The organism is Dokdonella fugitiva, from assembly GCF_014138265.1.
In the GTDB taxonomy this organism is placed as follows: domain Bacteria; phylum Pseudomonadota; class Gammaproteobacteria; order Xanthomonadales; family Rhodanobacteraceae; genus Dokdonella_A; species Dokdonella_A fugitiva_A.
This window is the reverse complement of sequence record NZ_JACGXL010000001.1, coordinates 1080429-1107312: the sequence shown is the minus strand read 5'-3', so window position 1 is coordinate 1107312 and position 26884 is coordinate 1080429. Positions and strand designations below refer to the sequence as shown.

The window sequence follows — 26884 nt, the reverse complement described above, 5'->3', positions numbered from 1 at the left end:
GGCATGGCTCTGTATCGAGCAAGTTGACCTCCATGCTGGAAATGCCGCCGCTGCGACAAGCGCGAAGCACATGAGGATGGATGTACGACAAACCGCTGACGGCATGGTGGGCGATGCTGTGACACACGCTCCGTAGACGCTTCCTGCTAGCCATGTGAATACGTCCAACGCTTGAGCTAAGCGGCTGCTGCCGCGAACGCCACGATCCTAGCGCAGACCGACACCGGCAGTCCGCTTGAGCGAATTGTTAGGGGTTGCACGAAGTTACCTTTGGCGACCAAGCCTCAGCCAGGACACCACACTTACCAGTGTAAGCACGGCACCGCTAGCGAGCACGAACCAAGTAAAAGCATCTGTTGGATAGCAGTACAAGAGGTAGAAGCCAGTACAGAGAAACACCAGTGCCATGAGCGGCTGCACTAAGCGCTGGACGGAATACAGCCCAATGTTACGGATAGAGGTGACTTGAAGCCGAGACAATGCCTGAGCATAAGACTTACAAGCCTCGGAACATGCGAGGCCGCGCTCGACCTCGATAGTGCACATGCGGCAGACACCCTTGCCGCAAGATTTGCACAGACCAACGGCGCTTTCGTTCGGATGAGAAAAGCATTCCATGCATACCTCTACGGGTTAAGCCGCCGCCGCGCGGCAGCGGTTGGAAAGAACGCAACGTCTGTACGGCGATCGGCTTGAACACATAGTTAGGCTTGCGCTACAGGGCGGGGTGAAATGTTGCCTGACATGTTGCGTCGTTGATAGTGACGCCGAAGCCACCAGGAGCAAGCACGACCCACGCACAAGTGGAGCCCGAGCAGGAGAACAACGATTCGAGGTTGGTGCTGCTAGCAAGCGCAACGTGCTTGAGGCGAAATGTTGAACGCGCAATAGCTTCTGCCTGCGAGGGATCAAGGCATGCGGCTTTTGTGCTAGATACGCACGGGACGTTGTGTGCGGCTATGGCTTCTTCGTTCGGACACGAGTAGCCAAATGCGGAGCGCGCGGTGAAAAAGAAGGCGCTCAGGGCGAGAAGGCGTTTCATGCAAGCCTAACACCAGAATTGAGCCAACCCGCGAAGCGGGTTCGGCTTGAATGAATTGTTAGGCGGCATTCGACGGGGCCGGAGCCAGACGAATACCGCCAGTGCAAAGATAAGGCTCAGGAGAAGCTACCAGAACGACGCGAAATGGTATGCCGGCATGTCGATGAAGACGTGATCCTCGACGTGGCTGCAGCGCCATGCCGCATAGTCGAAACTGCCTCCTAAATCTAGGCAGGCGTCTGGCGCGAACCAAGTCCTAAGGAAATACCAGCCAGACACAAAGGCCGGGAGACATGATGCCGCTCTTAGCAGATTGCGATTGAGCCTTGTCATGACGCCTAACACCTGAGTTAAGCCGCGCCGCGAAGCGGCGTCGGCTTGGACGGACTGTTAGAGCCCAGCCGCGACATACGCCGACAAAATGGACTCACGCAGCGGCGGAGCAAGGTTGCCATATGCTTCCGCCAAATTGTCGAACTTATCTGCGAGGTCCGTGGACAGATCAAAGCCCGATGCGACCGCGGCGATGACCAGAAGTGCGCAGGCCGCAAATTCCCGTTCGTGACCGGGCACTAGCGCGTGAGCTCCCAGTTCAACAACCTCGTACGGGTGCCAGTGCTCGCCTTGTACGAAACGCCCGCCGCGCTCGATGACCGTGCTAAGTGCTTGGAAGTGCTGCTCCTCATCCTGACCGTAGTCGAGCGCTGCGATGAAGCGAAGCTCCTCCGGCTTCAGGGAGTTCAAGAGCGCGACGAGTTCCATTCTGGGGTCTAACGCTTGAGTTAAACGGCCGCTGCGGCCGCACGCGCATGATAGAACAGACGCGCTCACTCCGCAGCGGTCCGCTTGAACGAATAGTTAGGTGACGCCTCCGGAATGCCTCTCGGATACCCGCCAAGCGACGAAAGCGACGGCAGCTGGAATGAGTGGCCAAACGACGAAGTACCGAAAATCCAGCCATGCCATATGCAACAACTGCCCTGCAGTGCAGTTGTGAAGATCGTTGAGCGAATAGACCGCCGAGACCGAGAGAGCAGCAGCTGCTGCAGCAATAAACAAGAAGATGAACGTTAGAGCCCTCAAAACAGCCACTACCTTTGACCCGGCTGGCTTATGAGGCGGCGACTCTCTAGGTTGTTCGTTGCGCCAAGTCATACCTTGCCCAGCGACACCTAACTACAAATAGACCCCGTAAGCGGGGCGTTGCACGGCATCGTGCTGGTTGACGGGCGGCCGGTCAAGCCGTTTTCCTACGCGCAATCAATCACCTGGCCGATCGCGGGCAGCTGGCTGCAGCAACGACACTGCCGCGCAACATCCCCGAGGTGAGGGCGTAATGGATTACGCATTCGGAAACACGGGTGTAACGGATGGCTCGATGCCATCGCGGGCGCCGCGCCTGTTGGACGACGTTCGACGCAGGATGCGGCTCAAACACTACAGCTTGCGCACGGAGCAGGCATATCTGGGGTGGATCTGCCGATTCATCCTGGCCAATGGCAAGCAGCATCCGCGCGGACTCGGTGCCGCAGAGGTGGAGGCGTTCCTCAGTTCGCTGGCGACGGAAGGTGGCGTCGCGGCGGGCACTCAGAACCAGGCGCTGTCGGCCATCCTGTTCCTGTATCGCGAGGTGCTGCGCGTCGACCTGCCATGGCTTGACAACGTCGTGCGCGCGAAGCGTCCGCGTCGTCTGCCCGTGGTGCTGTCGAAGGACGAGGTGAGCCGGTTGCTCGCGGCGATGGACGGGCGTACCTGGTTGCTCGCGAGCCTGCTCTATGGCACCGGCATGCGGCTGATGGAATGCCTGCGCCTGCGCGTGAAGGACATCGACTTCGCGCGCAACGAGATCCTCGTGCGCGACGGCAAGGGCGGCAAGGACCGTCGCACGGTGCTGCCGCGTTCGCTGATCGAATCGCTGCAGCGCGAGATCGAGCGTGCTCGCCGATTGCACGCCTTGGATCTTGCCGACGGCCGCGGCGCAACGCGACTGCCGCATGCATTGGCGCGCAAGTACCCGCGGGCGGCCTGCGAGTTCGGCTGGCAGTTCGTCTTCGCAGCGGCGCAACGATCGCGCGATCCGCTCGACGGCACGGAGCGGCGCCATCATCTCGACGACGCGGTCCTCGCACGCGCGCTCGCCCGCGCACGCCAGGTCGCCGGGATCACGAAACCGCTGAGCGCCCATTCGCTGCGGCACAGCTTTGCGACGCACCTGCTCGAAGGCGGCTACGACCTGCGCACGATCCAGGAATTGCTCGGCCACAAGGACGTGTCGACGACGCAGATCTACACGCACGTGTTGAATCGCGGTGGACGCGGCGTCGTCAGTCCGCTGGATTGAGTGGCTCGTCCGCGACACGACCGGCGCAGCGTATCGGGTGCGGATGTCGGCTGGGCGAATCCACGACATCGCACTTCGTCATCGGTGGGATGGCAGAGCGATCCGCTGGAACCCAGGCGCGGCCGCCGAGGTTTTCCGCACGACACCCCGCATGCGGGCGTTACGACGTATACGTTCGAATGAGCGGGCGCAATGCCTAGGCGGACGGCGGGCCCACGGCATCCCGGGGCCCCATGGCAGGAGTGGATATCTGCAAAGCGCCTTCGTTGATCAGAAAAGCATCAATGGAATGCGCCCGAGCTGATCGATAGCAGGTTCTTGCTGACCGAACGCAGGTTCTTCGTGCTTCGCATCGGCGGAAACCTCCTTTGCATCAGGTCCGCGGCCTTATTGAGCAGGTCGCCGGGATTCCGGATAGCGGGCACGCCTCTTTCGTGTCAGGAAAAGCCTGCTATGGATCAGGTGAGGCGGATTCCGCATCAGCGGAAACCTGCTTTGGTTCAGGCCGGCGACTTTACGGAGGAGGTCGCCGGTATTCCGGAGAGGCGTCGGCGCGACGTCGAGTCGGTAAAACCGGCACGCATGCAGGTTCGCGCTCACCCACACGTCCGCGGCGCTGCCTCGTGTCGCGCAACCCCAATTCCGGGCACGAAAAAAGCCGCATCGCTGCGGCTCGGACGTTCTTGCAGGGGATGACCCAGTGGACGGTGCTACGCGGTCTTCGCGTCCTTCGGCTTGCGCGGCGACTTGGCGAAGCGGCTGCCGAGTTCCTTGCGCAGCGCGGTCAGGCCTTCGGTGCGGCCGGTGACCTTGAGCAGGCTATAGGCCTGCAGCGCGACGTCCATCACGTCGCTGCCGAGCGCAGCGTCCGTGTCGTTCGCACGTTCGCTCAGTCGCGACAGGCGCACCAGGCGCGGGCGCAGGTGGTCCATCGTGGCGAGATCCGCCTGCGCGTCGGCGAGGCCGACGTTGGCGGGGACCATCTGCGGGTTCTGCTCCAGCACGCGCAAGGCCTGCCGGCAGAACGCCTCGGACTTCTCGCCCATGCGGCGCATCGTGCGCTTCTGGGCGGGACTCAGCGCGATCAATCCGGCGAGGCGGGTTTCCAGTTCCGAAAGGGCCGCGTCCACGGCCTGGAGCTGGGCGTCGTCGAAGCTGAGCGAAACGAGGTTCTGCGTCATGGTGGTGCTCTCCTGTCTGTCTTTCCGATTGACCGACCGGCCAAGCCCTGTGCTTGCCGACCGGATGCCTTGCGGCATGGAGGGATTGGACCAGGGGGCGGTCTCACGGGTTGCGACTGGGGACGTCGATGGATGCGACGGTGCGGTCGCGCACAGGGTGCGCTCCTACAACGGCGAGGGATGCGCGCTGCGAGGTCGCCTCGACGGTAGGAGCCCACCCTGTGGGCGACCGGCAATCCCCCGTGACGAACGGCGCGATCGTGCGCAGGGCGCGCCCTTACTGCGCAAGCGACCCGCCTGCTCCGAGCGCGAGATACCGCGAGGATTCACACGCGATGCAGGCGAGATGCAAAGCCGCCGCGAGGAACGAGGCGGTGCCGCCGAGCGCGAGCCATGGGCTGCGTGCCGCGTCCGTTTTCACTCCTGCGAAGGTCGGCGATAGAGGAGCAGCACGCCGCGCCGCTGCAGCAGATGCGCGATCGGACACAGGCACAGGCACGCCAGCACCATGACCGTCGTTGCACCGACTTTTGTCACGGCCCGGCCGAGCAGTGTCTCCGGTTGAAACAGCCCGATGCCGACGATGGCGAGTGCAACCAGTGTCTGGACGAGGTAGAAGATCACGCCGCTCCGGGTCACGTACGTGCGTCGCGTCGGAGGCACGCGTCGCGCGTAGCGCCGGGCCAACGGCAGGGCGATCGCGAGGAGCAATGCGCCGACGACGATCGCCCCGGCGCCGATGATGAACAAGGCCGTGAAGTCCATGCGTCCTACGGATCGAGCACTGACGCCGTCGACCGGCGTGTACCGTCCGGATTGTCGGTACGCCGTGGCGCCTGTGCAAGCGCGCGGCCTGCGATGCGACGCTCGAGACCGTCAGCTCGCCATGGCCGAGACGATGCGTGTCCATCGTGCGGCGAGCCAGCGCGTCATCGTCCCGGCCAGTACGACCAAAGCAGGGCCATACGCGATCCACCAGTACTCCGCGACGAGACGCGCGATGGAGGCGATCGGCTCGCCGGAATGCGCGCCGGCGGCTTCGACCTGCGGTACGACGTAGACGAGCAGGGCGCTGACCGGCAGGACGATCAGCGCCGCAAGCACGCCCAGCGTTCCGTGGCAGAGCGCAGCGACGACGAATACGAACAGGCCTCGACGCGGCAGCGTCGGCCGACGACGAACGGCGACGGCAGCCGGCCAGAAGATGGGCGCGAGCGAGCAGGCGAAGAGAGCCGCCAGAACGCCGGGCAACACGAGTCCGGAACCTGATACTGCATCGTTCATGGGGCGCCTTCACCGAGCGGAATGACTTCGTCGAATACACCAGGCCGTCGTCGCCACGCAACGCCATGTTGCAGCAAGATGCCCGCCGAAGCACGCCCGTGCGACGTGCACGGGTAGCTCATGGCCCCCAGCGCCGCGATGCTCCGTGGAATCGGGCAAGGCGCGATCGGCGCCGTGACGGGAAGCGGCCCGTGACTTCATCGGCATTCGTTCGCGCCCTCGCGTTGTTCGCCCTCGGCGCATTGTCCGGCAACGCCCGCGCGTACGAGAGCTACGCGGTAACGCGCACCGACGATCCCGCGCCCGACGGTTGCGTCCCCGGCGATTGTTCCCTGCGCGAAGCGATGCTCGCGGCGAATGCGTCCGCGGGGCTCGACGACGTGATGCTCGCCGCAGGCACCTACGTGCTCGGCTCGACGGTCGAAGTCGAAGGCGAGGTGCGCATCATCGGCGCGGGCATCGCGCAGACGAACGTGACGGCGGCGTCCGTCGCCGTCGATACGCTGTTCCATCTCGACGAAGTCGCGCCGCCGACGCTCGGATTGATGAATCTCTCGCTCGACGCGCTCGGCGGCGACGAGGTAGCCGGCAAGGCGAGCGCGACGCTCGCGCTCGACCACGTCGCGCTGCCCAATCCCGACGGCGGCATCTACCTCGAGTACGCGGCCGAGGGCGGCATCGTCAACGTCGACGATGCGCAGATCGCCGGTCTCTTCGGCTTCTACGGCACGCGCATCGCCTGGATCAACGACAGCCGCTTCGGGCGCCTGGCGCTGCTGCAGGCCGATCCGGGCGTCACCTACCAGCTCGGCCTGTCGCGCGTCGTCGTCGACGGCAGCGCGCGCGACAACAGCGCGCTGCGCCTCGACTCGGCCGGCGACGTGTTCTTCGACCAGGTCACCGTGCAGAACACGCGCTACGGCTTCTACATCGACGAGGCGCCGGCGTCGCTCACGATCGACGGCCTGCGCTACCTGCGCAACCAGGCGCCGATGCAGGTGGTCTCGGGCGCGGACCTCACGCTCGTGCACGCGGAATTCCGCGACAACCGCGCGACCGAGGTCAACGAGCCCGACGAGCCGGCCGCGCTGTGGATCACGTCCGGTGGCTCGCACGTCGTCGTCGCCGACTCGACCTTCGCCGACAACACCGGCACGGGCGACACCGGCGGCGCGGTGCTCGTCGAAGGCGGCGCCGAGCTGTCGCTGCGCAACGTCACGTTCCACGGCAACTCGTTCACTGCGACCGCCGCGGCAGCCGGTGCGCGTGGCGGCGCGGTCGGCTATCGCGCCGCGTCGAACGACACCGTGCTCACCTTGCAGAACGTGACGATCGACGCGCCGAACGTCGCGCCGGCCGGCATGGAAGGCTGGGCGTTCGGCGGGCGCGGCAGCGGCAGCGGCGTGACCCTGAACGTCTATAACAGCGTGTTCGTCGGCAGTTGCCGCGCCGATGCGGTGCCCGACTATGCGATCGGCAACGTGAAGACGTCCGGCGACAACTGCGGCTTCGGCAGCAGCGGCAACCGGCTCGGCGTGTCGCGCGCGGACGTCGCGCTCGGCGCGCTCGGCGACCACGGCGGCCCGACCGCGACGATGCTGCCGGGTGCGAACAGTGTGGTCGTCGACGCGGGCGTCTCGCTCGGCTGCCTCGACGCCGACCAGCGCGGCCTGCCGCGCCCCGCCGGCGGATCCTGCGACGCGGGTGCGATCGAGAGCGGCGACGGCATCTTCGCGAACGGGTTCAACTGAACGTCGCGCGGGGCGCCGAATCCTCTCGCGCAGCAGCCGAATGCTGCAACGCGTGCAGCGCCTCCATCGCATCCTGCGCACGCTCGACCGGCACGAACAGATGGTCGTGATGCACGCCCGCGACGACGTTGCAGCTGATGCCCGCCCGCGCGAGCGCGTCGGCGAACGCGGCGGTGAGGCCGACCGCGGCGAGGTCGGAGTGCACGGTGAGGGTGATCCACGCCGCGGTGAACGTGATCGGCAGCCCGAGCGCGATCGCTTCGTGTTCGGCGAGCACGGCGGACAGGCCTTCCGGTTCGCGCATCGTCGCGATCACGCTCGCGGGATCGGGCGAGATGCCGGGCGGCAGCACGACGAACGCGTAGCGGCCAGGATCGAGCGCCGGCTGCATCTGCGCGAGGAGCGTGTCGAGATCGGCGATCGCAGGCATGGTTCGGCATGGCTCCCGTGACGTCACGCGCGGATTGTTCCTTACCGAAGCAGCGGGGAGAAGCCGTGCCTGCAGTCCGACGTATCGCTCGAACGAATGGACCGGTTCTTCCCCTCTCCCGCTTGCGGGAGAGGGTAGGGTGAGGGAAAACGGAGCGCGGCGTCGCGCGTACGCACATCGCCCAACGATGGTCGGTTCGCCGCGAGCGCGTTCCCTGCGGCGCACGGCTTCGTGTTCCCTCACCCGCGCCTGCGGCGCGACCTCTGCCACGCGTGGGAGAGGTGACAAACCATGAGATCCGTCAGCGACCGGGCGGGCCTTCGCGCAGGCGATAGATGTAGGCATCGACCGTCGCACCGTCGTCGAGCCGTGCGACCGTGAGCACGCGCTCGTAGCCTTCGCCTTCGAACGCATCGAGGCGCGGCCAATGGGCGGCGAGTTCGTCCGAACTGAAGACGAGACCGCGCACGAGGTCGCCGTCGTCGTCGAGGACGATGCCGGGATAGCCGAGCGCCGCGCCCCAGCCTTCGGGCAGCAGGCGGCCGGTCACGCTCGCGGGCTGCCACGTACCGCGCACGTCGGCGAGCACGTGCGCGTTCGGCTTGCCGGGCGCGAGCGTTCCGTAGACGAACAGGCGCTCGATCATCGTGGCGGCTCCGTGGCGTCGGCGCGCGCACCGGCATCGCCGGGGTTGTCGAGGTCGAAGTGCATCACGTCCTCGCGCGTGCCGAGCTTCGTGTACAGCGCGACCGCGGGATCGTCGCCATGGTCGGCCTGCACGAACACGACGTAAATGCCGCGTTGCGCGGCGATCTCGTGCAGCCGCGCGATCAGTGCGGTCGCGACACCGCGGCGGCGCCAGCGTGCGTCGACGGCGAGGTCGTAGAGGTAGAACTCCGATCGCGCCTGCTCGAACTTCGGCAGCACGTAGCCGGCGAGTCCGCCGATCACGGCGTCGCCCGCGAGCGCGGCGATCGCGACGAAGGTCGGGCTCGCGAGGAGTTCGCGCAGGTAGGCGTCGTCGGGCTGGCGCGCGGTATAGGTCGGCAGGTCGTCAAACGCGCGACCGAACATCGCGAGCATGTCGCGCAGGCGCGCGACGGATCGGGGTTCGAGCACGTCGATCGCGATCGCTTCGGGCATGGCGTCGCCTCTCGTTGCGGACCGCGACGGCGCGGTCAGTCTGTGCGCAGGAAGCGCGGCACCTTCGCGTTCAACAGGCGAAAGAGCTCCGGGTCCATGTAGTCGTAGTCGTCCGGGATGTCGAGGCAGATCACGCGCCGGCCACCGAGGTGGGGGCGGTACTTCTGCGTCAGCCGGGTCCGGTGCACCTTCTCCATCACGAATACGACATCGGCCCAGGCGAGCAGTTCCGGCGAGACCGGCGTGTCCGCGTCGCGAGCCAGGCCGGCGGACCGTGTTTCGACGCCGGCGCGATCGGCGAACACCTGCTCCGCCGTCGGGCTGCGGAGGCGGTTGCGCGTGCAGATGAAGAGGACGTGCATGGCGAGTGAGGGAACGTCGATGCGTGCGAGCATGCGAGACGGTGACGGTCGGCGCAAGCGGAGCCGGCGAAAGCACGCGCCCGATGCGCGTGGCGGAGCGCTCGTCGCGGCTCACGCCTGCGTCGCGATCTCGTCGTAGCCGCGGCCGAGGAATTGAACCAGGCAGAAGCCGTTGCCGAACGGATCGGCGAGCAGCGCGAGCTTGCCCCAGCGGTGCGTGCGCGCGACCTGCTCGAGCGTGGCGCCGGCCGCGACCGCGCGCGCGGTCGCGCGCTCGATGTCGTCGACGACGAGGTCGAGATGCACGGGCGTCCAGTGCCGCGCGTAGTCGCGTGGCGCGTCCAGGTGCGCGCACGGGCGGCTGCCCGCGGCTTTCACGAGCAGGTAGATCGGCGCCGATGCGCCGAGCAGTTCGACGCCGTCCGCGCCGAAGCGTCGGCCGACGCGCAGGTCGAACGCGCCGGTGTAGAACGCGACCGCACGCGGCAGGTCGTCGACGTCGATGTTCACGAGCAGGGAAATCACGCCTCGGTTCCTTACATGGACCAGTCGAACATCGACGTCGTGCGGCGTGTGCCCGTCTCGAACACCGCCTCCGCGCCGTGCACCGAGAGCGTGAACGCAGCGACGCCGTCCCTGCCCGCCGCATGATGCAGGACGAGGACCCGGCGCACGACATCGAACGCCTCGACCGTGACGCGATCGCGCGCGAGCACGACGCCCTCGCGATCACCGGGCGCGTGGAAGCGCACCGAAGCGATCACCGGCCGCGTGCTGTCGCCGACTTCGAGCTCGATCGAATAGCCGCCACCGTCGAACGACAGCGACGAGGTCGCGCCGGCAGGAGCGGACGCGAACAGCGCGAGCACGGCGACGGCAAACCGGTGATCCAGGCGCATCGGTGCGACGTCCTTCAGCGGGGGAGCCGCATTGTCGATCCGATGCGGCGCTGCGGCAACGCGGCGAAGCGGGTGGCGTGACGTTCGTCGGGTGGAGGCGCGGCGGCGGCTCCGTCACAATGCCGCACCCCCGCCGCGCCGGAGACACGCCATGAAGCACCGCCTCGCCTTCGCCGTCCTCTGCGCGCTCGCGCCCCTGCCGGCCGTCGCGGCCGACGGCGCGCGCTACACGGCGATCTTCGGCGGCAAGAACGTCGGCCACGTGTTCGTGACGACGAAGGGCGACACCAGCACGATCGACTACGACGTGAAGAACAACGGCCGCGGCCCGACCATCGCCGAGACGGTCACGCTCGGCGAGGACGGCCTGCCGCAGGCGTGGGCGATCAAGGGCACGACCACGTTCGGCAGCAAGGTCGACGAGCGGTTCGAGCGCAGCGGCGCCAACGCGAGCTGGGTCGACTCGACCGGCAAGGGCACGGCGAAGGTCGATGCGCCGGCGATCTACGTCTCGCAGAGCGGCAGCCCGTGGTCGGACGAGGTGTACGCGCGCGCGCTGCTGAAGCGGCACGACCTCAGCATGCCCGCGCTGCCGGGCGGCACGTTGCGACTCGAGAAAGGCGCGACGCTCGACGTCGACGGCAAGGGCGGCAAGCTGCAGGTCATGCGCTACGACCTGTCCGGCATCGACACGCAACCGGAGACGATGCTGCTCGACGCGGACAACCGCCTGTTCGCCGCGGTGTCGCCGTCGTTCATCCTCGTGCGCGAAGGTTACGAAGGCGAGGAAGTGCGCCTGCGCAAGCTCGCCGCGGACTGGACCACCGAGCGCTACGCGACGATCCAGCGCGAGATCGCGCATTCGTACGGCGCGCCGGTGCGCATCCGCAACGTGCGCGTGTTCGATCCGGTCACGAGTGCGCTCGGCGATCCCGTCGCGGTGCTCGTCAACGGACGCGAGATCGCCGCGATCGAACCGCTCGGCAGCCCCGCGACCCCGGGCGAAGTCACGATCGACGGTGGCGGCGGCACGCTCGTCGCCGGCATGGTCGAGATGCACGCGCACCTCGGCCAGAATGCCGCGTTGCTCAACCTGCTCGCGGGCATCACGACCGTGCGCGACATGGGCAACGACAACGCCGTGCTCGACGCGCTGGTGCAACGCATCGACAAGGGCGAGACCGCCGGCCCGCGCGTCGTGCGTTCGGGGTTCATCGAAGGCAAGAGCCCGTTCAGCGCGAACAACGGTTTCGTCGTCGACAGCCAGGACAAGGCGATCGACGCGGTGCGCTGGTACGGCGCGCGCGGCTACTGGCAGATCAAGGTCTACAACAGCATGAACCCGGCGTGGGTGCCCGCGATCGTCGCCGAGGCGCATCGTCTCGGCATGCGCGTCGCCGGCCACGTGCCCGCGTTCGCGACCGCCGACCAGATGATCGAGGCCGGCTACGACGAGATGACGCACATCAACCAGTTCGCGCTCGGCTGGGTGATCGGCCCCGGCGAGGACACGCGCACCCTGTTCCGCCTCACCGCCTTGAAGCGCCTGCCCGCGCTCGACCTCGACAGCCCCAAGGTGCAGCACACGATCGACCTCATGGTGAAGGGCCACAAGGCGATCGATCCGACGCTCGGCATCCACGAGATGCTGCTGCTCAATCGCGACGGCCAGGTGCCGCCGGGCGCGGTCGACTACCTCGGCCACCTGCCGGTCGGCGCGCGTCGCGACGCGATGAAGCAGCTCGCCGACACGTCGGCGCCCGGCGACGACGAGGCGTACCGCGGTGCGTTCGACAAGCTCGTCGACGTCGTGCGCCGCCTGCACGAACGCGGCGTGTTCATCGTGTTCGGCACCGACACCGGCGGTTCGTTCACCTACCACCGCGAACTCGAGCTGTACCAGAAGGCCGGCATGAGCGCGCCCGAGATCCTCAAGCGCGCGACCTTCGACAGTGCGCAGTACCTCGGCCAGGACCAGCGAACGGGCTCGATCGCGAAGGGCAAGCTCGCCGACTTCTTCCTCGTGCCCGGCGACCCGACCAAGGACCTCAAGGCGATCAAGACGATCGCGATGGTGGTCAAGGACGGCACGTTCTACTACCCGGCCGAGGCGTATCCGAAGTTCGGCATCGAGCCGTTCGCGCCTGCGCCGAAGGTGACATTGCCGGCGACGCCGCCGCCTGCGGCGAAGTAGCGCTCGACGAAGCCGTTCGCGACGAGGCCGTTCGCGACGAAGTGGTTCGCGCGGCGAAGCAGCGCACCGGTGTTCGCCTCTCCCGCGCGCGGGAGAGGTCGACGCGTGCAGCGCGGCGGGTGAGGGGAGTCACGCGCGGCATCCCGACGACCGCACGCCGGGAGTCCCGACGGCGGATAGACGTGTTCCGTCCGCCCTCCGCGCGTCGACTGGCCCTTCGCGATGCGGCACTGCGTGTGAGGAAGCATTGCTTCCCACCTCCGGAGCCGTCATGCCGCGCATCACCCTGGTCGCCACCGTCCTCGCCGCCGTCGTCGCGCACGGCGCGCACGCAGCACCGCCGAACGTGACCTACGTCGTCACGCGCACGGACGACCCGGTGCCCGACGGCTGCCGCCCGACCGACTGCTCGCTGCGCGAGGCGGTGACCGAATCGGGCCGCTATCCGACCCACGACGTCGTGCAGCTCGGCACCGGCACGTACATCCTCAAGAGCACGCTGAGCGTGCGCAACTCGATGACGATCACCGGCGTCGGGGCCGGTTCGACGCGCATCACGACGACCGCGGCGCTGTATCCCGCGTTGCAGATCGACGAGGCGACGCCGATGTGGTTCGGCCTGCGCGACCTCTCGCTCAACGCGAGCGGCGGTTACGAGCTGCGCGGGCTCGCGAATTCCTGCATCACCCTCGACGGCGTCGACCTGCCGAACGTAGCGGCGAAGGTGTGGATCGAGGACGCGTACGGCTGCGGCACGACGATCCGCGCGACGCACGTCGCCGGGTCGGTCGTCGTCGACGGTGCGATCGACGTGATCGTCGAGGACAGCACGTTCGGCAAGCTGTCGATCGCGCAGGACCATGCCGGCAACCCGACGCCGTACACGACGAGCCTCGAGCGCGTCGCCGTCGACGGCGCGACCTACGCGAGTTCGAGCTTGCGCATCGATTCGCTCGGCGACGTCGAACTCGCCGACGTCACCGTGCGCGACACGCGCTACGGCTTCGTCATCGCCGGCGATTCGCCCGGCGTCGTCGTCGACAGGCTCACGTACACCGGCAACAGCGAGCCCGTCGAGATCAGCGGCGACGCCGCGGTGCTGCTGCGCGACAGCACGTTCGCGCGCAACGTCGCGCTCGACGGCGCCGCCCAGCCGGGCGCGTTGTGGGTGCATGGCGCGGGTGCGATCGTCGGCGTCGACCGCTCCACGTTCGAGCGCAACCGCGGCACGGCCGACGCCGGCGGCGCGGCGCTCGTCGAGAGCGGCGCCGCACTCGTGATCACGCAGAGCACCTTCTCCGGCAACACGTTCAGCACGGCCATCGCGGCGAGCGGCCCGCGCGGCGGCGCGGTCGGCTATCGCGGCAGTCCGGCGCAGACGATCCTGCGCCTGATCGGCACGACGGTGGTCGCTCCCGAGGTTTTCGCGACGGGCATCAACGGCTCGGCGATCGGCGGCTACGGCAGCGCGGCGCAGGCGCAACTGCGCATCTACAACAGCATCGTGCAAGGCAGCTGCGCGAGCGGACTCGTGCTCGACCATGCCGAAGGCAATGTCGGCACCGGCGACGATCGCTGCCATTTCGATGCGGCGATGAACATCGTGCACGCGACCAAGGCGGCGCTCGCGCTCGGCACGCTCGGCGACCACGGCGGCCCTACGCTCACCTATCTCCCCGCCGCCGGCAGCATCGCGATCGACGCGGGCACCGACTACGGCTGCCTGTCGATGCCGGTCGACCAGCGCGGCTATGCGCGGCGCAGCGGCAGCGCGTGCGACGCGGGCGCGGTCGAAGCCGGTTCCGCCGCGCCGTGAGCCGGCGCGCTGCAATGCGGCGCTGGCTCACAGTCCCGCTCCGCGCGCGCGGCTAGGATCGCCGCACGATCGAACCGGGGAGGCGACGCGATGCGGGCAATCACGCAGGGAAGGGGCGCGCACGTCGTGCTGGCGCTGCTGGCGATGTTCGCCGGCGTGCGCGAGGCGCGCGCGTTCGACACGCTGTTCCGCAATGGCTTCGAGCATCCGCTCAATTACGATTCGCCGCTCGGCGCGAACCTCGACGGCGTGGTCGACTATTCGACCAGCTACAACTTCGTCGACGCGATGAAGCAGTCGCGCGCCTGGATCACCCAGGACACCACCGGCAGCGGCGTGTTCGACACCGGCGAGGAAGACTGCCTCGACCTCGATGCCAACGGCTACCTGCGCACGCTCGCGCCGGTGGCGAGCCGACCGGGATGCGCGGGTACGTCGTACAACGCGGTCGCGACCCTGTTCTTCTTCGGCGACTTTCCGGGCCACTATCCGAGTGGCCGCTACGTCGTCACCTACCAAGGCCAGGGAACGATCAGCTATTTCTTCGCCGCGCATCGCAACGCGGCGCTGTCGACGCCTGGACGGGACGTGCTCGACGTCGACGCGGGATCGGGCGGCTGGATGATGCGCTTCGATGCGATCGACGCGGCGGACCCGCCGCGCGACATCCACGTCTGGATGCCCGGCTACGACGAGCACTCGGGTCCGTCGCAGCTGTTCCATCCGGATTTCCTGTCGCTGGTCCGACGCAACAAGGTGCTGCGCTTCATGGACTGGATGCAGACCAACAATTCCGCGCAGCAGGATTTCGTCGACCGCCCGATGCTCGACGACGTGCGCTGGACCGAGCACGGCGTGCCGCTCGAGATGATGGTCGAACTCGCCAATCGCACCGACGCGCAGCCGTGGTTCAATATGCCGCACCGCGCCACGGACGACTACATCACGCAGTTCGCCCTCCGCGTGAAGGCGCTGTTGCGACGCGACCTGCGCGTCTACGTCGAGTACTCCAACGAGGTGTGGAACGGCCAGTTCGGCCAGGGCGCGTACGTCGAGGCGATGGGCACGGCCGAGTATGGCAACGTCGGCTCCGGCTTCGATCGGCGTCTCAACTGGCACGGCGAACGCACCGCGCAGATGTGCGACCTGTGGAAGGCCGCGTGGGGCGGCGAAGCCTCGCGCGTGACCTGCGTGCTCGGCGCCCAGGCCGCGAACGCGTACACGCAGACGCAGTCGGCCGACTGCCCGCTGTGGAGCGCGGGCGCACCGTGCAGCGCGCACGGCATCGATGCCGTCGCGATCGCGCCGTACTTCGGTGGCTACCTCGACGGCCCGGATACCGCGGCGACCGTGCAGGGCTGGACGACGACGACATTGTTCGCCGAGCTCACGAACGGGGGCCAGGTCGCGGGCGGCCCTCCCGGAGGTGCGCTGGCCGACGTGCGTGGCTGGATCGATGCGCACCACGGCGCCGCCGTCGCGCGCAGCCTGCGTCTGGTGAGCTACGAAGGCGGCCAGCATCTCGTCGGCATCCTCGGCGTCGAAAACAACGACGCGATCACCGCGTTGTTCACGTCGGCCAATCGCGACGCGCGCATGGGCGCCGCGTACGCGCAGCACCTCGTCGACTGGCGCGAGCACGGCGGCGAGTTGTTCATGAACTTCACGGCGTCGAGCGGTTACGGCAAGTTCGGCAGCTGGGGTGCGGTCGAATACCTCGATGCGCAGGACACGCCCAAGCAGCAGGCGCTGCTCGGCTTCATCGATGCGAATCCGTGCTGGTGGAGCGGCTGCACGCAATGATGCGAAACCGGGCGCGGGACCACGGACGGGTACGCCGGGCGGGCTGAAGGGCGGATCCCTGCCGCGCGTTCCGTCGCGCAGGGACGTCGTTCGTGCCGTCGCCACCGTCGCTCGTCGCACGCGGGTTCGTGCGCGAGCAAGGCGTCGCTAGGCTGCGCGCATCTCATCGAGGATGCTCGCATGCCGCCGTCAGTCGCCACCGCCGATACGCTCGAACCCGCCGAAGCCGTTGCGATGCCGCAAGCGCCAGCACGGGCGGGCGGCAGGGCCCTGCGCGGCGTCGCCGCGACCTGGTGGGTGGTTGCAGTCGCGGGCCAGCTGCTGTTCGCGTTCTACATCGTGACGTTCTATGCGCGCAGCGCGCTCGCCGGCCGGCCGGAAGCGTGGAATGCGGTGGTCAAGGGCGCCTACGCGCCCGGCGACACGGTCGGCAACCTCGTGTTCGCATCGCACCTCGTGTTCGCCCTCGCGGTCGTCGCGGGCGGAGCGCTGCAGCTCGTGCCGCGCATCCGCAGCCGGTGGCCTGCGGTGCATCGCTGGAACGGTCGCGTGTTCGCGACGGCGGGCGTCATCGCCGCACTCGGCGGCCTGTTCATGGTGTGGAGCCATCCGAAGCCGGAGCAGTTCGTGCAGCACCTCGGCATCAGTCTCGACGCCGTGCTCATCCTCGTCTTCGCGTTCCTCGCCGTGCGTGCCGCGCGCGCGCGCCGCTACGACGTGCATCGGCGCTGGGCGCTGCGCCTGTTCCTCGCGGTCGGCGGCGTCTGGTTCTTCCGCATCGGCCTGATGGCGTGGATCGTCGCGAACCAGGGGCCGGCCGGCTTCGATCCGAAGACGTTCTCGGGGCCGTTCCTGTCGTTCCTCGCGTTCGCGCAGTACCTCGTGCCGCTCGCGCTGCTCGAACTCTACCTGCGCGCGCAGCGCGGCAGCGCGCGCGTGCAGCTCGCGATGGCATTCGGACTCGGCGCGGCGACGCTCGTGATGGCAGGCGGCATCGCGGCCGCGGGCGCGATCCTCTGGCTGCCGCGCATCTGATGCGGCCGGCGCGGTGCGGCCGCCACGCGCGGCCCGGCTGCACTATGCTCGTGCCATGAACACGAACGCGCCCATCGACGAGCCGCCAGCGCCGATCTTCGGCTGGCGGCGCGTGCGCGCCGTGTTGATCGCCGCCGCCGTGATCAGCCTGCCGCTCGCGCCGGGATGGAAGGTTTCGTACGCGATCCTGTACGGTCGCGTGTTCTTCATCGCGCTTGCGCTGCTGTGCGTGTTCGGCGTTTTCGAGCGCTGGCCGCGGCGCCTGCCGCGCTGGTTCGCGCGCTGGGCGCTGCAGGTGATCACGGTCGCGATCGCGGTGCCGTTCGTCGTCGCGATCGCGTACTGGCTCACGACGCTCGGCCTCGATCCGCCCTGGTACAAGGACAAGGATCGCCTCGGCGGCTACTCGGCGATGACGATGCTCGCCCTGCTCACCTCGCCGTGGATCGCCGTCGCCGCGCTGCTGCGGCAGATCAAGGAAGTCGCCCAGAAGCAGGCGCTCGCGTTCGAACTCGAGCGCAGCGAATACGAACGCCGGGCACTCGACGCGCGCCTGCGCCTGCTGCAGGCGCAGGTCGAGCCGCACTTCCTGTTCAACACGCTCGCCAACGTGCGCGAACTCGTCGACCGCGGTTCGCCGCAGGCGTCGAGCGTGCTCGGCAGCCTGATCGCCTACCTGCGCGCGGCGGTTCCGCGCCTGCACGAGCCGTCGACGACGCTCGGCCAGGAGATCGAACTCGTGCGCGCCTACCTCGAGGTCATGCACATGCGCATGCCGGACCGCCTGCAGTTCGCGCTCGACGTCGACCCGCTCGCGCGCGGCCTCGTGCTGCCGCCGATGAGCGTGCTCACGCTGGTGGAGAACGCGGTGCGCCACGGCATCGATCCGAGCGAGGAGGGCGGGCGCATCGACATCGAGGTGCGTCGGCGCGCCGACCGTTGCCTCGTGCGCGTGCGCGATACCGGCGTCGGCCTCGGCGCTGGCGGCGACGGCCTCGGTACCGGGCTCGACACCTTGCGCGAGCGCCTGCAGCTCGTGTTCGGCGAAGCCGCCCGCCTGCGCCTCGACGGCGTCGTGCCGCACGGCGTCGAAGCCGAGCTCGACCTGCCCGCGCGCGAGGCCCGCGCATGAACGCCCGCCCGACCGCGCTGATCGCCGAAGACGAACCGTTGCTGCGCGACGCACTCGCGCGCCAGCTCGCGCAGGCGTGGCCGGAACTCGAGATCGTCGCGCTCGCGCGCAACGGGCGCGAGGCGATCCGCCTGTTCGACGCGCGCATGCCCGACGTCTGCTTCCTCGACGTGCACATGCCGGGCATCTCCGGCATCGAAGCCGCGCGCCACATAGGCTGCCGCGCGCACCTCGTGTTCGTCACCGCGTACGACCAGTACGCGGTGCAGGCGTTCGCGCAGGGCGTGCTCGACTACCTGGTCAAGCCGGTCGAGATGGAGCGCCTCGCCGAGACCGTCGCACGCGTGCGCGAGCGCCTGCGCGCGGCACAGCCCGCGATCGATACGGAAGCCTTGCTGCAGCAGCTCGCCGCGCAGTTGCAGCGCGGCGCCGCGCCGGCACCGCTGCGCTGGATCCGCGCGCAGGTCGGGCAGACCTTGCGGCTCATCGCGATCGACGATATCGACTACCTGCGTTCGGACACGAAGTACACGCTCGTCGCCTGGCGCGGCGACGACGGCCAGCCCGGCGAGGCGCTCGTGCGCACGCCGCTGAAGGAGCTGCTCGTGCAACTCGACCCGGCGCAGTTCGCCCAGGTGCATCGTTCCGTCGTCGTCAACCTGCGCGCGGTCAGCCACGTCACGCGCGGCGACAACGAGACCGCCGACGTACACCTGCGCGGGCGCAAGGGCGTGCTGCCGGTCAGCCGCAGCTACCTGCACCTGTTCCGCCAGATGTAGCAGGTCACATGTGGGAGCGGCGGAAGCCGCGATGCTTTTTCCTGGACGGAACGAAAGGCATCGCGCCTTCCGGCGCTCCCACAAATGCGCGCCGGCGGTACGCGAACTGGAGGCCCGCGCATGTGGAAGGTGGAAGCCGCGATTCTGGCCGACGATCATCCGTCTCTGTCGTCGTTCGTCATCTCCGCCTCGTGGTCCGTCACATGCCGCCTTGTCGCGCGCGCGGCCGCGCCGGACCCTGCAGCGATCACGGTCGCGCAGGGGACGCCATGAAAGCCATCCATATCATTGCCGGGCTGCTCGCGCTCGTCGCTGGCGCGGTCGCGCTCTATGCGACGAAGGGCTCGCCGCTGCATCGGCGCAGCGGCTGGATGTTCGCGGTCGCGATGGCGACGATGACGACGACCGCGGCGGTGATCGCGCAATTCTTCTCGCCGAACCGCGTCAACGTCGTCGCCGCCGTGCTCACGTTCTACCTCGTCGCGACCGGCGTGCTGGCCGTGCGCCGCACCGTGCCGCAGATGCGCTTGCGCGCGACCGGGCTCATGCTCGTCGCGGTCGCCGTCGGTGCGCACGCGCTCGCGCTCGGCGCCGAAGCCCTGTCGTCGACGACGCATCGTGTCGACGGCATTCCCGCGCCGCCGCTGTTCATGTTCGGCACCGTCGCGCTGCTCGCCGCGTTCGGCGACCTGCGCATGCTCCAGGCGGGCCGGATCGAAGGCGCGCGTCGACTCGCGCGCCATCTCTGGCGCATGAGCTACGCGATGTGGATCGCGACGACGTCGGCCTTCCTCGGCCAGGCGAAGTTCATACCCGAGCCGCTGCGCAAGCTGCCGCTGCTCGTCGCGCCGGTGCTGCTCGTGCTCGCGGTGATGGTCTACTGGCTCGTGAAAGTGCACCGCCGTCCGCGCGTGGCCGCTGCGGTCCACTGATCCGTCGTCATCGCGCGGTGGCGCGTCGCGTCGCCGCGACGGCGGCGACCAGCATGAGCGTGAACCCGCTGGCGACTTCGAACAGGATCGTCGCGTTCGTCGCGAGCGTGTGCGCGGAGCAGAGCGCGAGCGTGTAGTGACCGAGGCCGTCGACGCCAAGTGCGCCGTACGCGCTCACCAATGCGAGCCCGAGCGCGTGCAGGCCGGACCGCACGAGACCGAGCCCGGCCACGCCGACACCGGTGACCGCGAGCCAGGCGAGGTAGACCTTCTCGCGCGTGAGCCAGGCGGGCATGTTCGGGTAGATCGAGATGTACTCGGCGTTGTGCGCGAAGTGGGCGAGGCTCGCGACGAAGTAGACCGCGACGAGCGCCACGAACGCCCTCGACGGCACGTCTCGCGTGCGTGCATTCGCGGCACCGGTGCCGGTGACGGGTACTGCTGGCGGCATGACGGACATCGTCGGGTCAGGGACGAGCCGAAAGCTTGGGGCCGTCGCGGTGGCGCACAAGGGCGAAACCGTATCGCGCACGCCGACATCGAGACGTCACGCCGCGACGAATCGCAGCACCGAGCCGGCGAGGTACAGGCCGACACCGAACACCGCATGCGCGACCAGGCTGCGCACACGCGCGGTCGTCGGGTCCGCCGTGCGCCGCGCGGCGATGCCCGCGCCCATGCCGGGCTGCATGAGCAGGAACGGCGCGGCGACGCTGCCGATGCCGATCGCGAGTGCAGGCAACAGGGTCGGATCGCGCGCCCAGTCGATGCCCGCGAGCACGAGCAGTGCGCCCGCGAACACGATGCCGGTCGCGTAGTGCACTGCCCAGCCGAGCCCGCGTTCCGTGCGAACCGCAGGCGTCTTCGCGATCGCCGCATGACGGAAACGGCCGCGGCGCATATGCGCGATCCAGCGGCCGACCAGTGCGTAGTCGGGCAGCGGCGTGCCGGACACGCGCCGACGCGCAAGCGCGAACAGGTCCATGAAGGCGGTCGCGACGAGGCCGATCGGGACGGCATGGATCAGGTATTGGTCGATGCGGTTCATCACCGGACTCCACTGCCTGCCACCGTGGTCGATCGCGCGACGATGCGCCAGCATGCTGCGTCGAAGCGCACGTCGTCGCCGTGCACGAACGGCTCGAACGCCTCGCGCACGGCCGATACGATGCGCGCACGCGTCGTCGCGTCGACGTCCGCCAGCGTGCGCCCGAGCGGTCCGAGCCGCGTGAAATAGTGCTCGAGCGACGTGGTCGGCAAGCGCATCGGCACGTCGAGCGCGTCGATCTCCACGTCGGCCCAGCCGGCCCCGGCGAGGATGCGCGCGACGCGGTCGCGTTCGGCGAACGCGAACTGCCCCGGTGCATGCGGATCGGCGACGGACATCCGCGGCAGCCAGGGGCGAGCGGCGCGTTCGGCGGTCGTCATGAACGGGTTTTCGGCCGCGCTGCGCCAAGCGTAGCCGCACAGCGCGGCGTCGTGCGTCGCGGCGTGGCGCAGGTTCGCGAACGCGGCGACCGGATCGTCGAAGAACATGAGGCCGAAACGCGAGACGAGCAGGTCGTGTGCGCCGGCGTCGAACGCGTGGCGTTGCGCGTCCGCGCACACGAAGTCGACGTCCGCGCCTGCGCCCGGGCGAGCGCGTGCGGCAGCGATCAGCGGCTGCGAGATGTCGACGCCGGTGCAGCGGCCCCTGGCAGCCAGCACGCGAGCGATCGCGAGTGTCGTCGCGCCGCTGCCGCAGCCGATGTCGAGCACGCGGCGTGCGGATCGGCGGCACGCGTCGTCGACGAGCCGGCGCTCGATCGGTTCGAACAGCGCGTCGAGCAGCGCCTGGGCGTCGACCCAGGCCTGTCCGGCGCTGCCGTTCCACAGTGCGGCCTGGTCGATCGATTCTGGGCGTTCGGGATGCATGATCGGTCTCCGGTGCTTGCTTGCGCGAAGCAGGGAGAGCAAGGTACGACTTCAAGTCGACTTGAGGTCAAGCCCGTGCGTGAACTGGACATCGGCGAGGTGTCGCGACGCTCGGGCGTGTCGGCGTCGGCTCTGCGTTACTACGAAGAGATCGGTCTGGTCCGTCCGATCGGCCGGCGCGGCCTGCGCCGCCAGTACGACGAGGCCGTGCTCGAGCGACTCGCGCTCGTCGCGCTCGGGCGCGCGGCAGGCTTCGCGCTCGAGGAGATCGCGTCGATCTTCGCGACGGACGGCCGCCCGCGCATCGATCGCGCGCGTCTCGTCGCGCGCGCGGACGAACTCGATGCGACGATCCGCACGCTCGGTGCGATGCGCGACGGCCTGCGCCACGCCGCGGTGTGCCGTGCGCCGAGCCACCTCGAATGCCCGACGTTCCGCCGCCTGTTGCGCGCGGCGGCCGCCGGTGCGTTCGACGCGGTGGCGCCGCTGCCCCGGCCTGCGGGTGGAGCGCGTCGCGCGGGCAAGCGTTCGCGTTCGTGACGCCGCGGGCACGCGCCCACGGCGCGGTCAGGGTACGACCTGGTCGATCGTGAGCGCGACCGGTTCGCGGCGGTGAACGTCGATCGGCGGCGACAGCACCTGCAGGTCGCCGCCCTGCGGCATCGCGTTGCCGGACTTCGACACGCGTGCGCCGATGACCACTTGCGGGAACATCGAGAGCTTGAGGTTCGGCAGCATGCCGTTGCTCTCGTCGAGCGTGACCGTGAGCGGCAGCTGCGACGCCTTCAGCCGCTGGATCGCGAGTGGCATCGGCGGGCCGCTGGCGGCGCGTGCGAACACGAACAACGTCGCCGAAGGGTCGAGGCGATCCTCGAGCTTAGGATCGAGCGCGACCTGCACGGTGAGCTTCGGCGCATTCGCGGCGTCCGGCGTCGCGGCCGCGGGAGCGGCGGACGCGGCGGTGCCTTCGGGTCGTGGCATCGCCGCGGGCGCGGTTTCGGGTGGTTCCTTGCCGTCGCGTCGTGCCTGTGCGAGTGCGATCTGCTCGCGCACGCTGTCGGCGACCTCGCCGGCGCCGAGCAGCGGCAGCAACGTGTTCCAGCGCGCGATCGCGGCGTCGTACTGCGCGCCCTGGAAGTCGCTGATGCCGGCGAGCCAGAGGGCGCGCTGGTTGGTCGGATCGGCCTTCAACACGCCGTCGAGCAGCATGCGCGCCTCGCCGTCGATGCGATGGCCCGGTGCGGCGACCGCGAGCGCCTGCGCGTATTCGACGGTGAGCGCGCTGTTGTCCTTCGCCAGTTCGTGCGCGCGCCGGTAGGCGTCGAGCGATTCCTGCGCACGGCCGGTCGCCTGGTACGCGCGCGCGAGCAGGGCCCAGCCTTCGACGTCGTCGGGTTGCGCCTTCAGGCGTTCGGCGAGCGCAGCCATCGCCTGTTCCATGTCCGGTCCGTGCTCGCCGTCGGCAGCGACGCGGTTGGCGGGGTCGAGCGCCTGCGGCGTGCCGACGAAGCGGTACAGCAGCAGCGCCGATGCGGGCAGCAGCAGGGCGACGAGCAGCAGCGCCGCGAAGGCGGTGCGAGACGGTGCCGTGCTCGCGCCGGCCGTGGACGCGAGCGCGCTGCGTTTGCGCGCATGTTCGTCGGCGTCGATGACGCCCGCGGCGAGTGCCTCGTCGAGCGCGCGCCGCTGCCGTGCCGCGAGGCCACCGTCGGCGGCGCTGCGGCGATGGCGCAGCAGCGGCACGAGCACGAACGCGAGCGCGGCGGCGATCATCGACGCCGCGCACAACACGAAGATCGCCATCACCAGTCTTCCTCGACGTCGGTCGACGCGGGCCGCGCCGGAGGCTGCGCGGTGGCGTTGCGCGCGCGGCGTCGCACGTTCAGCGCGACCACGACGGCGCCCGCGCCGAGTACGAGCAGCGGGCCGAACCAGAGCAGGAAGGTGCCGCCGCGCAGCGGCGGGTCGTACAGCACGAAGTCACTGTAGCGCGCGGTCAGCCATTGCTTGATCTCGGCATCGCTCTTGCCGGCACGCATCTGTTCGAACACGTCGCGGCGCAGGTCGGCCGCGAGTGGCGCGCTCGAATCGTTGAGACTCTCGTTCTGGCAGACGAGGCAACGCAGCTGCTTGGTCAGGTTCTGGAAGCGCACTTCCTCGGCGCGATCCTTGAACGGTAGCGGATCGACCGCCGCGCCGGCCGACGCTGCGGCCAGCGCGAACGCGAGCGCGAGCAGGACGCGCCTCATTTCGCCCCCTGCTGCAGCTTCGCGATGCGCGGCAGCAATTCGGTCGCGATCACCTGCGGCGTGATCGGGCTGATGTACTTGTAGCGCACGATGCCGTCGGCATCGACGAGGAAGGTCTCGGGCGCGCCGGTCACGCCGAAGTCGATCGCCACGTCGCCGGGCAGGTCGGCGACGATGTCGTCGTACGGGTTGCCGTACTGCGCGAGCCAGCGCCTGGCGTCGTCGGCCGGGTCCTTGTAGTTGAAGCCGACGAGACGGATGCCCAGGCGCTTGCCTTCGCGCATGAGGATCGGATGCTCGTCGCGGCACGCCACGCACCAGCTCGCGAACACGTTGAGCAGGTAGGGCTTGCCGGCGAGTTCCTTGCTGCCGAGCGACTTCGACGGATCGTCGAGCAGCGGCAGCGAGAACGTCGGCGCCGGCTTGCCGATCAGCGGCGACGGCACCTCGCGCAGGTCGTGCGTGCCGCTCCACCAGATGCCGAAGCCGAGCAGGGCGAGCACGAGCAGGAAGCCCGCGAGCGGCAGCAGGCGTGCATTCATGCGGTCGCTCCGGCGACACCCGTCGCGGTCGTCGTGTTCGCGTCGGCAGGCGCCGGCGCGCCTTCGGGCAGGCGGCGGAAGCGGCGGTCGGCGGCGGCGAGCAGGCCTCCGAACATCATGAACAGCGCGCCGAGCCAGATCCAGCGCACGAACGGTTTCACGTAGACGCGCACGGCCCAGGCGCCGTCGTCGCCGACCGGTTCGCCGAGCGCGACGTAGATGTCGCGGAACAGGCCGGGATCGATCGCCGACTCGGTCTGCGGTTGCTGGTTGCGCGCGTAGACGCGCTTCTGCGGCTGCAACGTCGCGACGACCCGGTCGCCTTCGAGCACGCTGACCGTGCCCTGTTGCGCGCGGAAGTTCGGGCCTTGCGCCTCCTTCACGCCGTCGAAGCGGAACGCGAGCGTGCCGATCGTCACGCTCTGGTTCGGCGCGAGGCGCACGTCCTTCTCGACGCTGGTCGCCTCGACGACGAGCACGCCGGCAAGGAACAGTGCGACGCCGAAGTGCGCGCAGATCATGCCGAGCATTTCCGGCGTGTAGCGCCGACCACGCGGCAAGGTGCGCCAGCGGTGCAGCGCGTACAGCACGATGCCCAGACCGACCCAGAGCGACGCGGCGACGCCCCAGTAGGCGCGACCCCACGCGGAAAGATCGCCGCCGCGCAGCCATGCGGCGAGAAGAAGCGCGAACGGCAGCAACAGCACGGGGCGCAGGTGCCTGAACGCGGCCTTGAAATCGCCGCTGCGCCATTTCACGAACGGCCCGAACGGCAACAGCAGCACGACCGGCAGCATGAGCAGCACGAACATGAAGCCGAAGTAGGGCGGGCCGACCGAGATGCGACCGAGGTCGAACGCGTCGCCGATCATCGGGAACAGCGTGCCGAGCAGCACCATCGCCGCGGCGACCGTGAACATGAGGTTGTTGACGAGCAGCAGGGTCTCGCGTGACGCCGCGGCGAACGGTTCGCCTCCGGCGACCTTCGGCGCGCGCAGCGCGTACAGCAGCAGCGAACCGCCGATCACGATCGCGAGGAACGAGAGGATGAACAGGCCGCGCTTCGGGTCCGCCGCGAACGAATGCACGCTCGTGAGCACGCCCGAGCGCACGAGGAAGGTGCCGAGCAGCGACAGCGAGAACGCGAAGATCGCGAGCAGCAGCGTCCATGCGCGGAACGAACCGCGCTTCTCGGTCACCGCCTGCGAATGGATGAGCGCGGTGCCGACCAGCCACGGCATGAACGAGGAGTTCTCCACCGGATCCCAGAACCACCAGCCGCCCCAGCCGAGTTCGTAGTACGCCCACCAGCTGCCGAGCGCGATGCCGAGCGTGAGGAACGACCACGCGACGTTCGTCCACGGACGTGCCCAGCGCACCCAGGCGACGTCGAGGTTGCCGCCGAGCAGCGCCGCGATCGCGAACGCGAAGGCGACCGAGAAGCCGACGAAGCCCATGTAGAGCATCGGCGGGTGCACGATCATGCCGGGATCCTGCAACACCGGGTTGAGGTCGTTGCCGTCGGCCGGCATCGGCAGTTCGCGCAGGAACGGGTTCGACGTCAGCACCATGAACAGCAGGAAGCCGAAGCTGATGAAGCCGAGCACGCCGAGCACGCGGGCGATGAAGTCGTCGGGCAGGCGGCGGCTGAACGCGGCGACCGCGACGGTCCAGAGGTTGAGGACCAGCACCCACAACAGCATCGAGCCCTCGTGCGCGCCCCACACCGCCGTGAAGCGGTAGTACCACGGCAGCACCGAGTTCGAGTTCTGCGCGACGTAGGCGACCGAGAAGTCCTGCGTGACGAACGCGAACGTGAGGATCGCGAACGCGAGCCCGACGAACACCGCCTGGCCGGCGACCGCGGGCCGCGCGACCGCGATCAGCGCGCGGTTGCGAAGCTGTGCGCCGAGGATCGGCAGCACGCACTGCGCCGCCGAGAGCAGCAAGGCGAGGATCAGGGCGAATTGGCCGAGTTCGGGGATCATCGGGGCGACGCCGGAAACGAAACCGCAAGCTTACGCGACTTCCGCCATGGATCGTCGGACGTGCCTC

The 26884-nt window shown here is 68.7% G+C and carries 28 protein-coding genes; 11 read left to right on the top strand and 17 right to left on the bottom strand.

The genetic code is table 11. The features are described from left to right. Window positions 1–1432: 1432 nt before the first annotated feature. Entirely contained in the window at window positions 1433–1804 is a 372-nt protein-coding gene (locus tag FHW12_RS05070; protein WP_182529866.1) for a hypothetical protein, read from the bottom strand. Between the two features lie 616 nt (window positions 1805–2420). On the opposite strand from FHW12_RS05070, the gene FHW12_RS05065 reads away from it, so the two are divergent. Further along, on the top strand, window positions 2421–3383 hold the full coding sequence (locus tag FHW12_RS05065) for an integron integrase (protein ID WP_259392886.1): 963 nt from the start codon (window positions 2421–2423) through the stop codon (window positions 3381–3383). Window positions 3384–4093: 710 nt separating this feature from the next. On the opposite strand, the gene FHW12_RS05060 is transcribed toward FHW12_RS05065, so the two are convergent. The 3 genes from FHW12_RS05060 to FHW12_RS05050 all read right to left on the bottom strand — a co-directional run bounded on the left by FHW12_RS05060 (window position 4094) and on the right by FHW12_RS05050 (window position 5848). Next, window positions 4094–4564 carry a hypothetical protein gene (locus FHW12_RS05060; RefSeq protein WP_182529865.1) on the bottom strand — a complete coding sequence of 157 codons (471 nt, stop codon included), beginning with the start codon at window positions 4562–4564 and terminating at the stop codon, window positions 4094–4096. Window positions 4565–4981: 417 nt separating this feature from the next. Next, complete coding sequence (locus FHW12_RS05055) at window positions 4982–5329, bottom strand: hypothetical protein (protein WP_182529864.1); 348 nt, start codon at window positions 5327–5329, stop codon at window positions 4982–4984. 111 nt (window positions 5330–5440) lie between these two features. Next, on the bottom strand, window positions 5441–5848 hold the full coding sequence (locus FHW12_RS05050) for a hypothetical protein (protein WP_182529863.1): 408 nt from the start codon (window positions 5846–5848) through the stop codon (window positions 5441–5443). A gap of 191 nt (window positions 5849–6039) precedes the next feature. Here FHW12_RS05050 and FHW12_RS05045 point away from each other — a divergent pair, with 191 nt between their 5' ends. Next, the gene (locus FHW12_RS05045) at window positions 6040–7599 is read left to right on the top strand and encodes a choice-of-anchor Q domain-containing protein (RefSeq protein ID WP_182529862.1); all 1560 of its coding nucleotides are present in this window, start codon (window positions 6040–6042) and stop codon (window positions 7597–7599) included. On the opposite strand, the gene FHW12_RS05040 is transcribed toward FHW12_RS05045, so the two are convergent. The 6 genes from FHW12_RS05040 to FHW12_RS05015 all read right to left on the bottom strand — a co-directional run bounded on the left by FHW12_RS05040 (window position 7592) and on the right by FHW12_RS05015 (window position 10433). Continuing rightward, window positions 7592–8029, bottom strand: a complete 438-nt coding sequence (locus FHW12_RS05040) for an ACT domain-containing protein (RefSeq protein ID WP_182529861.1) — start codon at window positions 8027–8029, stop codon at window positions 7592–7594. The two genes, FHW12_RS05045 and FHW12_RS05040, sit on opposite strands and share 8 nt — an antisense overlap. Window positions 8030–8330: 301 nt before the next feature. Continuing rightward, entirely contained in the window at window positions 8331–8675 is a 345-nt protein-coding gene (locus tag FHW12_RS05035; protein ID WP_220484302.1) for a gamma-glutamylcyclotransferase family protein, read from the bottom strand. Next, window positions 8672–9172, bottom strand: a complete 501-nt coding sequence (locus tag FHW12_RS05030; RefSeq protein WP_182529860.1) for an AAC(3)-I family aminoglycoside N-acetyltransferase — start codon at window positions 9170–9172, stop codon at window positions 8672–8674. Before FHW12_RS05030 ends, FHW12_RS05035 begins: the two co-directional genes overlap by 4 nt. A 35-nt stretch (window positions 9173–9207) precedes the next feature. Further along, window positions 9208–9567 (bottom strand): low molecular weight protein tyrosine phosphatase family protein, encoded by a 360-nt coding sequence (locus FHW12_RS05025; RefSeq protein WP_182529859.1) that lies wholly within the window; start codon window positions 9565–9567, stop codon window positions 9208–9210. Between the two features lie 78 nt (window positions 9568–9645). Further along, on the bottom strand, window positions 9646–10056 hold the full coding sequence (locus tag FHW12_RS05020; RefSeq protein WP_182530149.1) for a VOC family protein: 411 nt from the start codon (window positions 10054–10056) through the stop codon (window positions 9646–9648). 14 nt (window positions 10057–10070) lie between these two features. Beyond that, window positions 10071–10433, bottom strand: coding sequence for a hypothetical protein (locus FHW12_RS05015; protein ID WP_182529858.1), 363 nt, complete (start codon window positions 10431–10433; stop codon window positions 10071–10073). Between the two features lie 151 nt (window positions 10434–10584). On the opposite strand from FHW12_RS05015, the gene FHW12_RS05010 reads away from it, so the two are divergent. The 8 genes from FHW12_RS05010 to FHW12_RS04975 all read left to right on the top strand — a co-directional run bounded on the left by FHW12_RS05010 (window position 10585) and on the right by FHW12_RS04975 (window position 20124). After that, on the top strand, window positions 10585–12627 hold the full coding sequence (locus tag FHW12_RS05010; protein WP_182529857.1) for an amidohydrolase family protein: 2043 nt from the start codon (window positions 10585–10587) through the stop codon (window positions 12625–12627). 271 nt (window positions 12628–12898) lie between these two features. Then, complete coding sequence (locus FHW12_RS05005) at window positions 12899–14443, top strand: choice-of-anchor Q domain-containing protein (RefSeq protein WP_182529856.1); 1545 nt, start codon at window positions 12899–12901, stop codon at window positions 14441–14443. A gap of 90 nt (window positions 14444–14533) precedes the next feature. Further along, window positions 14534–16246 (top strand): cellulose-binding protein, encoded by a 1713-nt coding sequence (locus tag FHW12_RS05000; RefSeq protein ID WP_182529855.1) that lies wholly within the window; start codon window positions 14534–14536, stop codon window positions 16244–16246. A gap of 180 nt (window positions 16247–16426) precedes the next feature. After that, a complete protein-coding gene (locus tag FHW12_RS04995; protein ID WP_259392821.1) occupies window positions 16427–17281 on the top strand; it encodes a DUF2306 domain-containing protein in 855 nt (284 codons plus the stop codon). 55 nt (window positions 17282–17336) lie between these two features. Beyond that, on the top strand, window positions 17337–18413 hold the full coding sequence (locus FHW12_RS04990; RefSeq protein WP_182529854.1) for a sensor histidine kinase: 1077 nt from the start codon (window positions 17337–17339) through the stop codon (window positions 18411–18413). Next, window positions 18410–19192, top strand: coding sequence for a LytR/AlgR family response regulator transcription factor (locus FHW12_RS04985; protein WP_182529853.1), 783 nt, complete (start codon window positions 18410–18412; stop codon window positions 19190–19192). Before FHW12_RS04990 ends, FHW12_RS04985 begins: the two co-directional genes overlap by 4 nt. Before the next feature lie 120 nt (window positions 19193–19312). After that, on the top strand, window positions 19313–19465 hold the full coding sequence (locus FHW12_RS04980; protein ID WP_182529852.1) for a hypothetical protein: 153 nt from the start codon (window positions 19313–19315) through the stop codon (window positions 19463–19465). Then, entirely contained in the window at window positions 19462–20124 is a 663-nt protein-coding gene (locus FHW12_RS04975; protein WP_182529851.1) for a hypothetical protein, read from the top strand. Before FHW12_RS04980 ends, FHW12_RS04975 begins: the two co-directional genes overlap by 4 nt. A gap of 7 nt (window positions 20125–20131) precedes the next feature. On the opposite strand, the gene FHW12_RS04970 is transcribed toward FHW12_RS04975, so the two are convergent. The 3 genes from FHW12_RS04970 to FHW12_RS04960 form a co-directional block, all read right to left on the bottom strand. Beyond that, window positions 20132–20575, bottom strand: coding sequence for a hypothetical protein (locus tag FHW12_RS04970; RefSeq protein ID WP_182529850.1), 444 nt, complete (start codon window positions 20573–20575; stop codon window positions 20132–20134). 96 nt (window positions 20576–20671) lie between these two features. Next, window positions 20672–21172, bottom strand: coding sequence for a DUF2938 domain-containing protein (locus tag FHW12_RS04965; RefSeq protein ID WP_182529849.1), 501 nt, complete (start codon window positions 21170–21172; stop codon window positions 20672–20674). Next, on the bottom strand, window positions 21172–22038 hold the full coding sequence (locus FHW12_RS04960) for a class I SAM-dependent methyltransferase (protein ID WP_182529848.1): 867 nt from the start codon (window positions 22036–22038) through the stop codon (window positions 21172–21174). The genes FHW12_RS04965 and FHW12_RS04960 overlap by 1 nt, the downstream gene beginning before the upstream one ends. A 75-nt stretch (window positions 22039–22113) precedes the next feature. Between FHW12_RS04960 and FHW12_RS04955 the strand changes: the two genes are divergently transcribed. After that, window positions 22114–22578: a MerR family transcriptional regulator gene (locus FHW12_RS04955; protein WP_182529847.1), complete on the top strand. Its 465-nt coding sequence runs from the start codon at window positions 22114–22116 to the stop codon at window positions 22576–22578. 27 nt (window positions 22579–22605) lie between these two features. Here the strand turns inward: FHW12_RS04955 and ccmI are convergent, their stop codons facing one another. From ccmI to FHW12_RS04935, 4 genes are read right to left on the bottom strand one after another with little or no spacing between them, the layout of a single operon-like run. Then, entirely contained in the window at window positions 22606–23841 is a 1236-nt protein-coding gene (gene ccmI, locus FHW12_RS04950) for a c-type cytochrome biogenesis protein CcmI (RefSeq protein WP_182529846.1), read from the bottom strand. After that, complete coding sequence (locus FHW12_RS04945) at window positions 23841–24287, bottom strand: cytochrome c-type biogenesis protein (RefSeq protein WP_182529845.1); 447 nt, start codon at window positions 24285–24287, stop codon at window positions 23841–23843. Before FHW12_RS04945 ends, ccmI begins: the two co-directional genes overlap by 1 nt. Next, complete coding sequence (locus tag FHW12_RS04940) at window positions 24284–24829, bottom strand: DsbE family thiol:disulfide interchange protein (protein WP_182529844.1); 546 nt, start codon at window positions 24827–24829, stop codon at window positions 24284–24286. The genes FHW12_RS04945 and FHW12_RS04940 overlap by 4 nt, the downstream gene beginning before the upstream one ends. Beyond that, window positions 24826–26817 (bottom strand): heme lyase CcmF/NrfE family subunit, encoded by a 1992-nt coding sequence (locus FHW12_RS04935; RefSeq protein ID WP_182529843.1) that lies wholly within the window; start codon window positions 26815–26817, stop codon window positions 24826–24828. The genes FHW12_RS04940 and FHW12_RS04935 overlap by 4 nt, the downstream gene beginning before the upstream one ends. Between the last annotated feature and the right edge of the window lie 67 nt (window positions 26818–26884).

Coding starts and splice junctions, on each gene's coding strand:
- FHW12_RS04995 (WP_259392821.1), top strand. CDS start 16,427: ATGCCGCCGTCAGTCGCCACCGCCGATACGCTCGAACCCGCCGAAGCC.
- FHW12_RS05005 (WP_182529856.1), top strand. CDS start 12,899: ATGCCGCGCATCACCCTGGTCGCCACCGTCCTCGCCGCCGTCGTCGCG.
- FHW12_RS04970 (WP_182529850.1), bottom strand. CDS start 20,575: ATGCCGCCAGCAGTACCCGTCACCGGCACCGGTGCCGCGAATGCACGC.
- ccmI (WP_182529846.1), bottom strand. CDS start 23,841: ATGGCGATCTTCGTGTTGTGCGCGGCGTCGATGATCGCCGCCGCGCTC.
- FHW12_RS04975 (WP_182529851.1), top strand. CDS start 19,462: ATGAAAGCCATCCATATCATTGCCGGGCTGCTCGCGCTCGTCGCTGGC.
- FHW12_RS04990 (WP_182529854.1), top strand. CDS start 17,337: ATGAACACGAACGCGCCCATCGACGAGCCGCCAGCGCCGATCTTCGGC.
- FHW12_RS04935 (WP_182529843.1), bottom strand. CDS start 26,817: ATGATCCCCGAACTCGGCCAATTCGCCCTGATCCTCGCCTTGCTGCTC.
- FHW12_RS05060 (WP_182529865.1), bottom strand. CDS start 4,564: ATGACGCAGAACCTCGTTTCGCTCAGCTTCGACGACGCCCAGCTCCAG.
- FHW12_RS05040 (WP_182529861.1), bottom strand. CDS start 8,029: ATGCCTGCGATCGCCGATCTCGACACGCTCCTCGCGCAGATGCAGCCG.
- FHW12_RS05065 (WP_259392886.1), top strand. CDS start 2,421: ATGCCATCGCGGGCGCCGCGCCTGTTGGACGACGTTCGACGCAGGATG.
- FHW12_RS04980 (WP_182529852.1), top strand. CDS start 19,313: ATGTGGAAGGTGGAAGCCGCGATTCTGGCCGACGATCATCCGTCTCTG.
- FHW12_RS05030 (WP_182529860.1), bottom strand. CDS start 9,172: ATGCCCGAAGCGATCGCGATCGACGTGCTCGAACCCCGATCCGTCGCG.
- FHW12_RS05050 (WP_182529863.1), bottom strand. CDS start 5,848: ATGAACGATGCAGTATCAGGTTCCGGACTCGTGTTGCCCGGCGTTCTG.
- FHW12_RS05000 (WP_182529855.1), top strand. CDS start 14,534: ATGCGGGCAATCACGCAGGGAAGGGGCGCGCACGTCGTGCTGGCGCTG.
- FHW12_RS04985 (WP_182529853.1), top strand. CDS start 18,410: ATGAACGCCCGCCCGACCGCGCTGATCGCCGAAGACGAACCGTTGCTG.
- FHW12_RS05015 (WP_182529858.1), bottom strand. CDS start 10,433: ATGCGCCTGGATCACCGGTTTGCCGTCGCCGTGCTCGCGCTGTTCGCG.
- FHW12_RS05035 (WP_220484302.1), bottom strand. CDS start 8,675: ATGATCGAGCGCCTGTTCGTCTACGGAACGCTCGCGCCCGGCAAGCCG.
- FHW12_RS04940 (WP_182529844.1), bottom strand. CDS start 24,829: ATGAATGCACGCCTGCTGCCGCTCGCGGGCTTCCTGCTCGTGCTCGCC.
- FHW12_RS04965 (WP_182529849.1), bottom strand. CDS start 21,172: ATGAACCGCATCGACCAATACCTGATCCATGCCGTCCCGATCGGCCTC.
- FHW12_RS05055 (WP_182529864.1), bottom strand. CDS start 5,329: ATGGACTTCACGGCCTTGTTCATCATCGGCGCCGGGGCGATCGTCGTC.
- FHW12_RS05070 (WP_182529866.1), bottom strand. CDS start 1,804: ATGGAACTCGTCGCGCTCTTGAACTCCCTGAAGCCGGAGGAGCTTCGC.
- FHW12_RS05010 (WP_182529857.1), top strand. CDS start 10,585: ATGAAGCACCGCCTCGCCTTCGCCGTCCTCTGCGCGCTCGCGCCCCTG.
- FHW12_RS04960 (WP_182529848.1), bottom strand. CDS start 22,038: ATGCATCCCGAACGCCCAGAATCGATCGACCAGGCCGCACTGTGGAAC.
- FHW12_RS04945 (WP_182529845.1), bottom strand. CDS start 24,287: ATGAGGCGCGTCCTGCTCGCGCTCGCGTTCGCGCTGGCCGCAGCGTCG.
- FHW12_RS05025 (WP_182529859.1), bottom strand. CDS start 9,567: ATGCTCGCACGCATCGACGTTCCCTCACTCGCCATGCACGTCCTCTTC.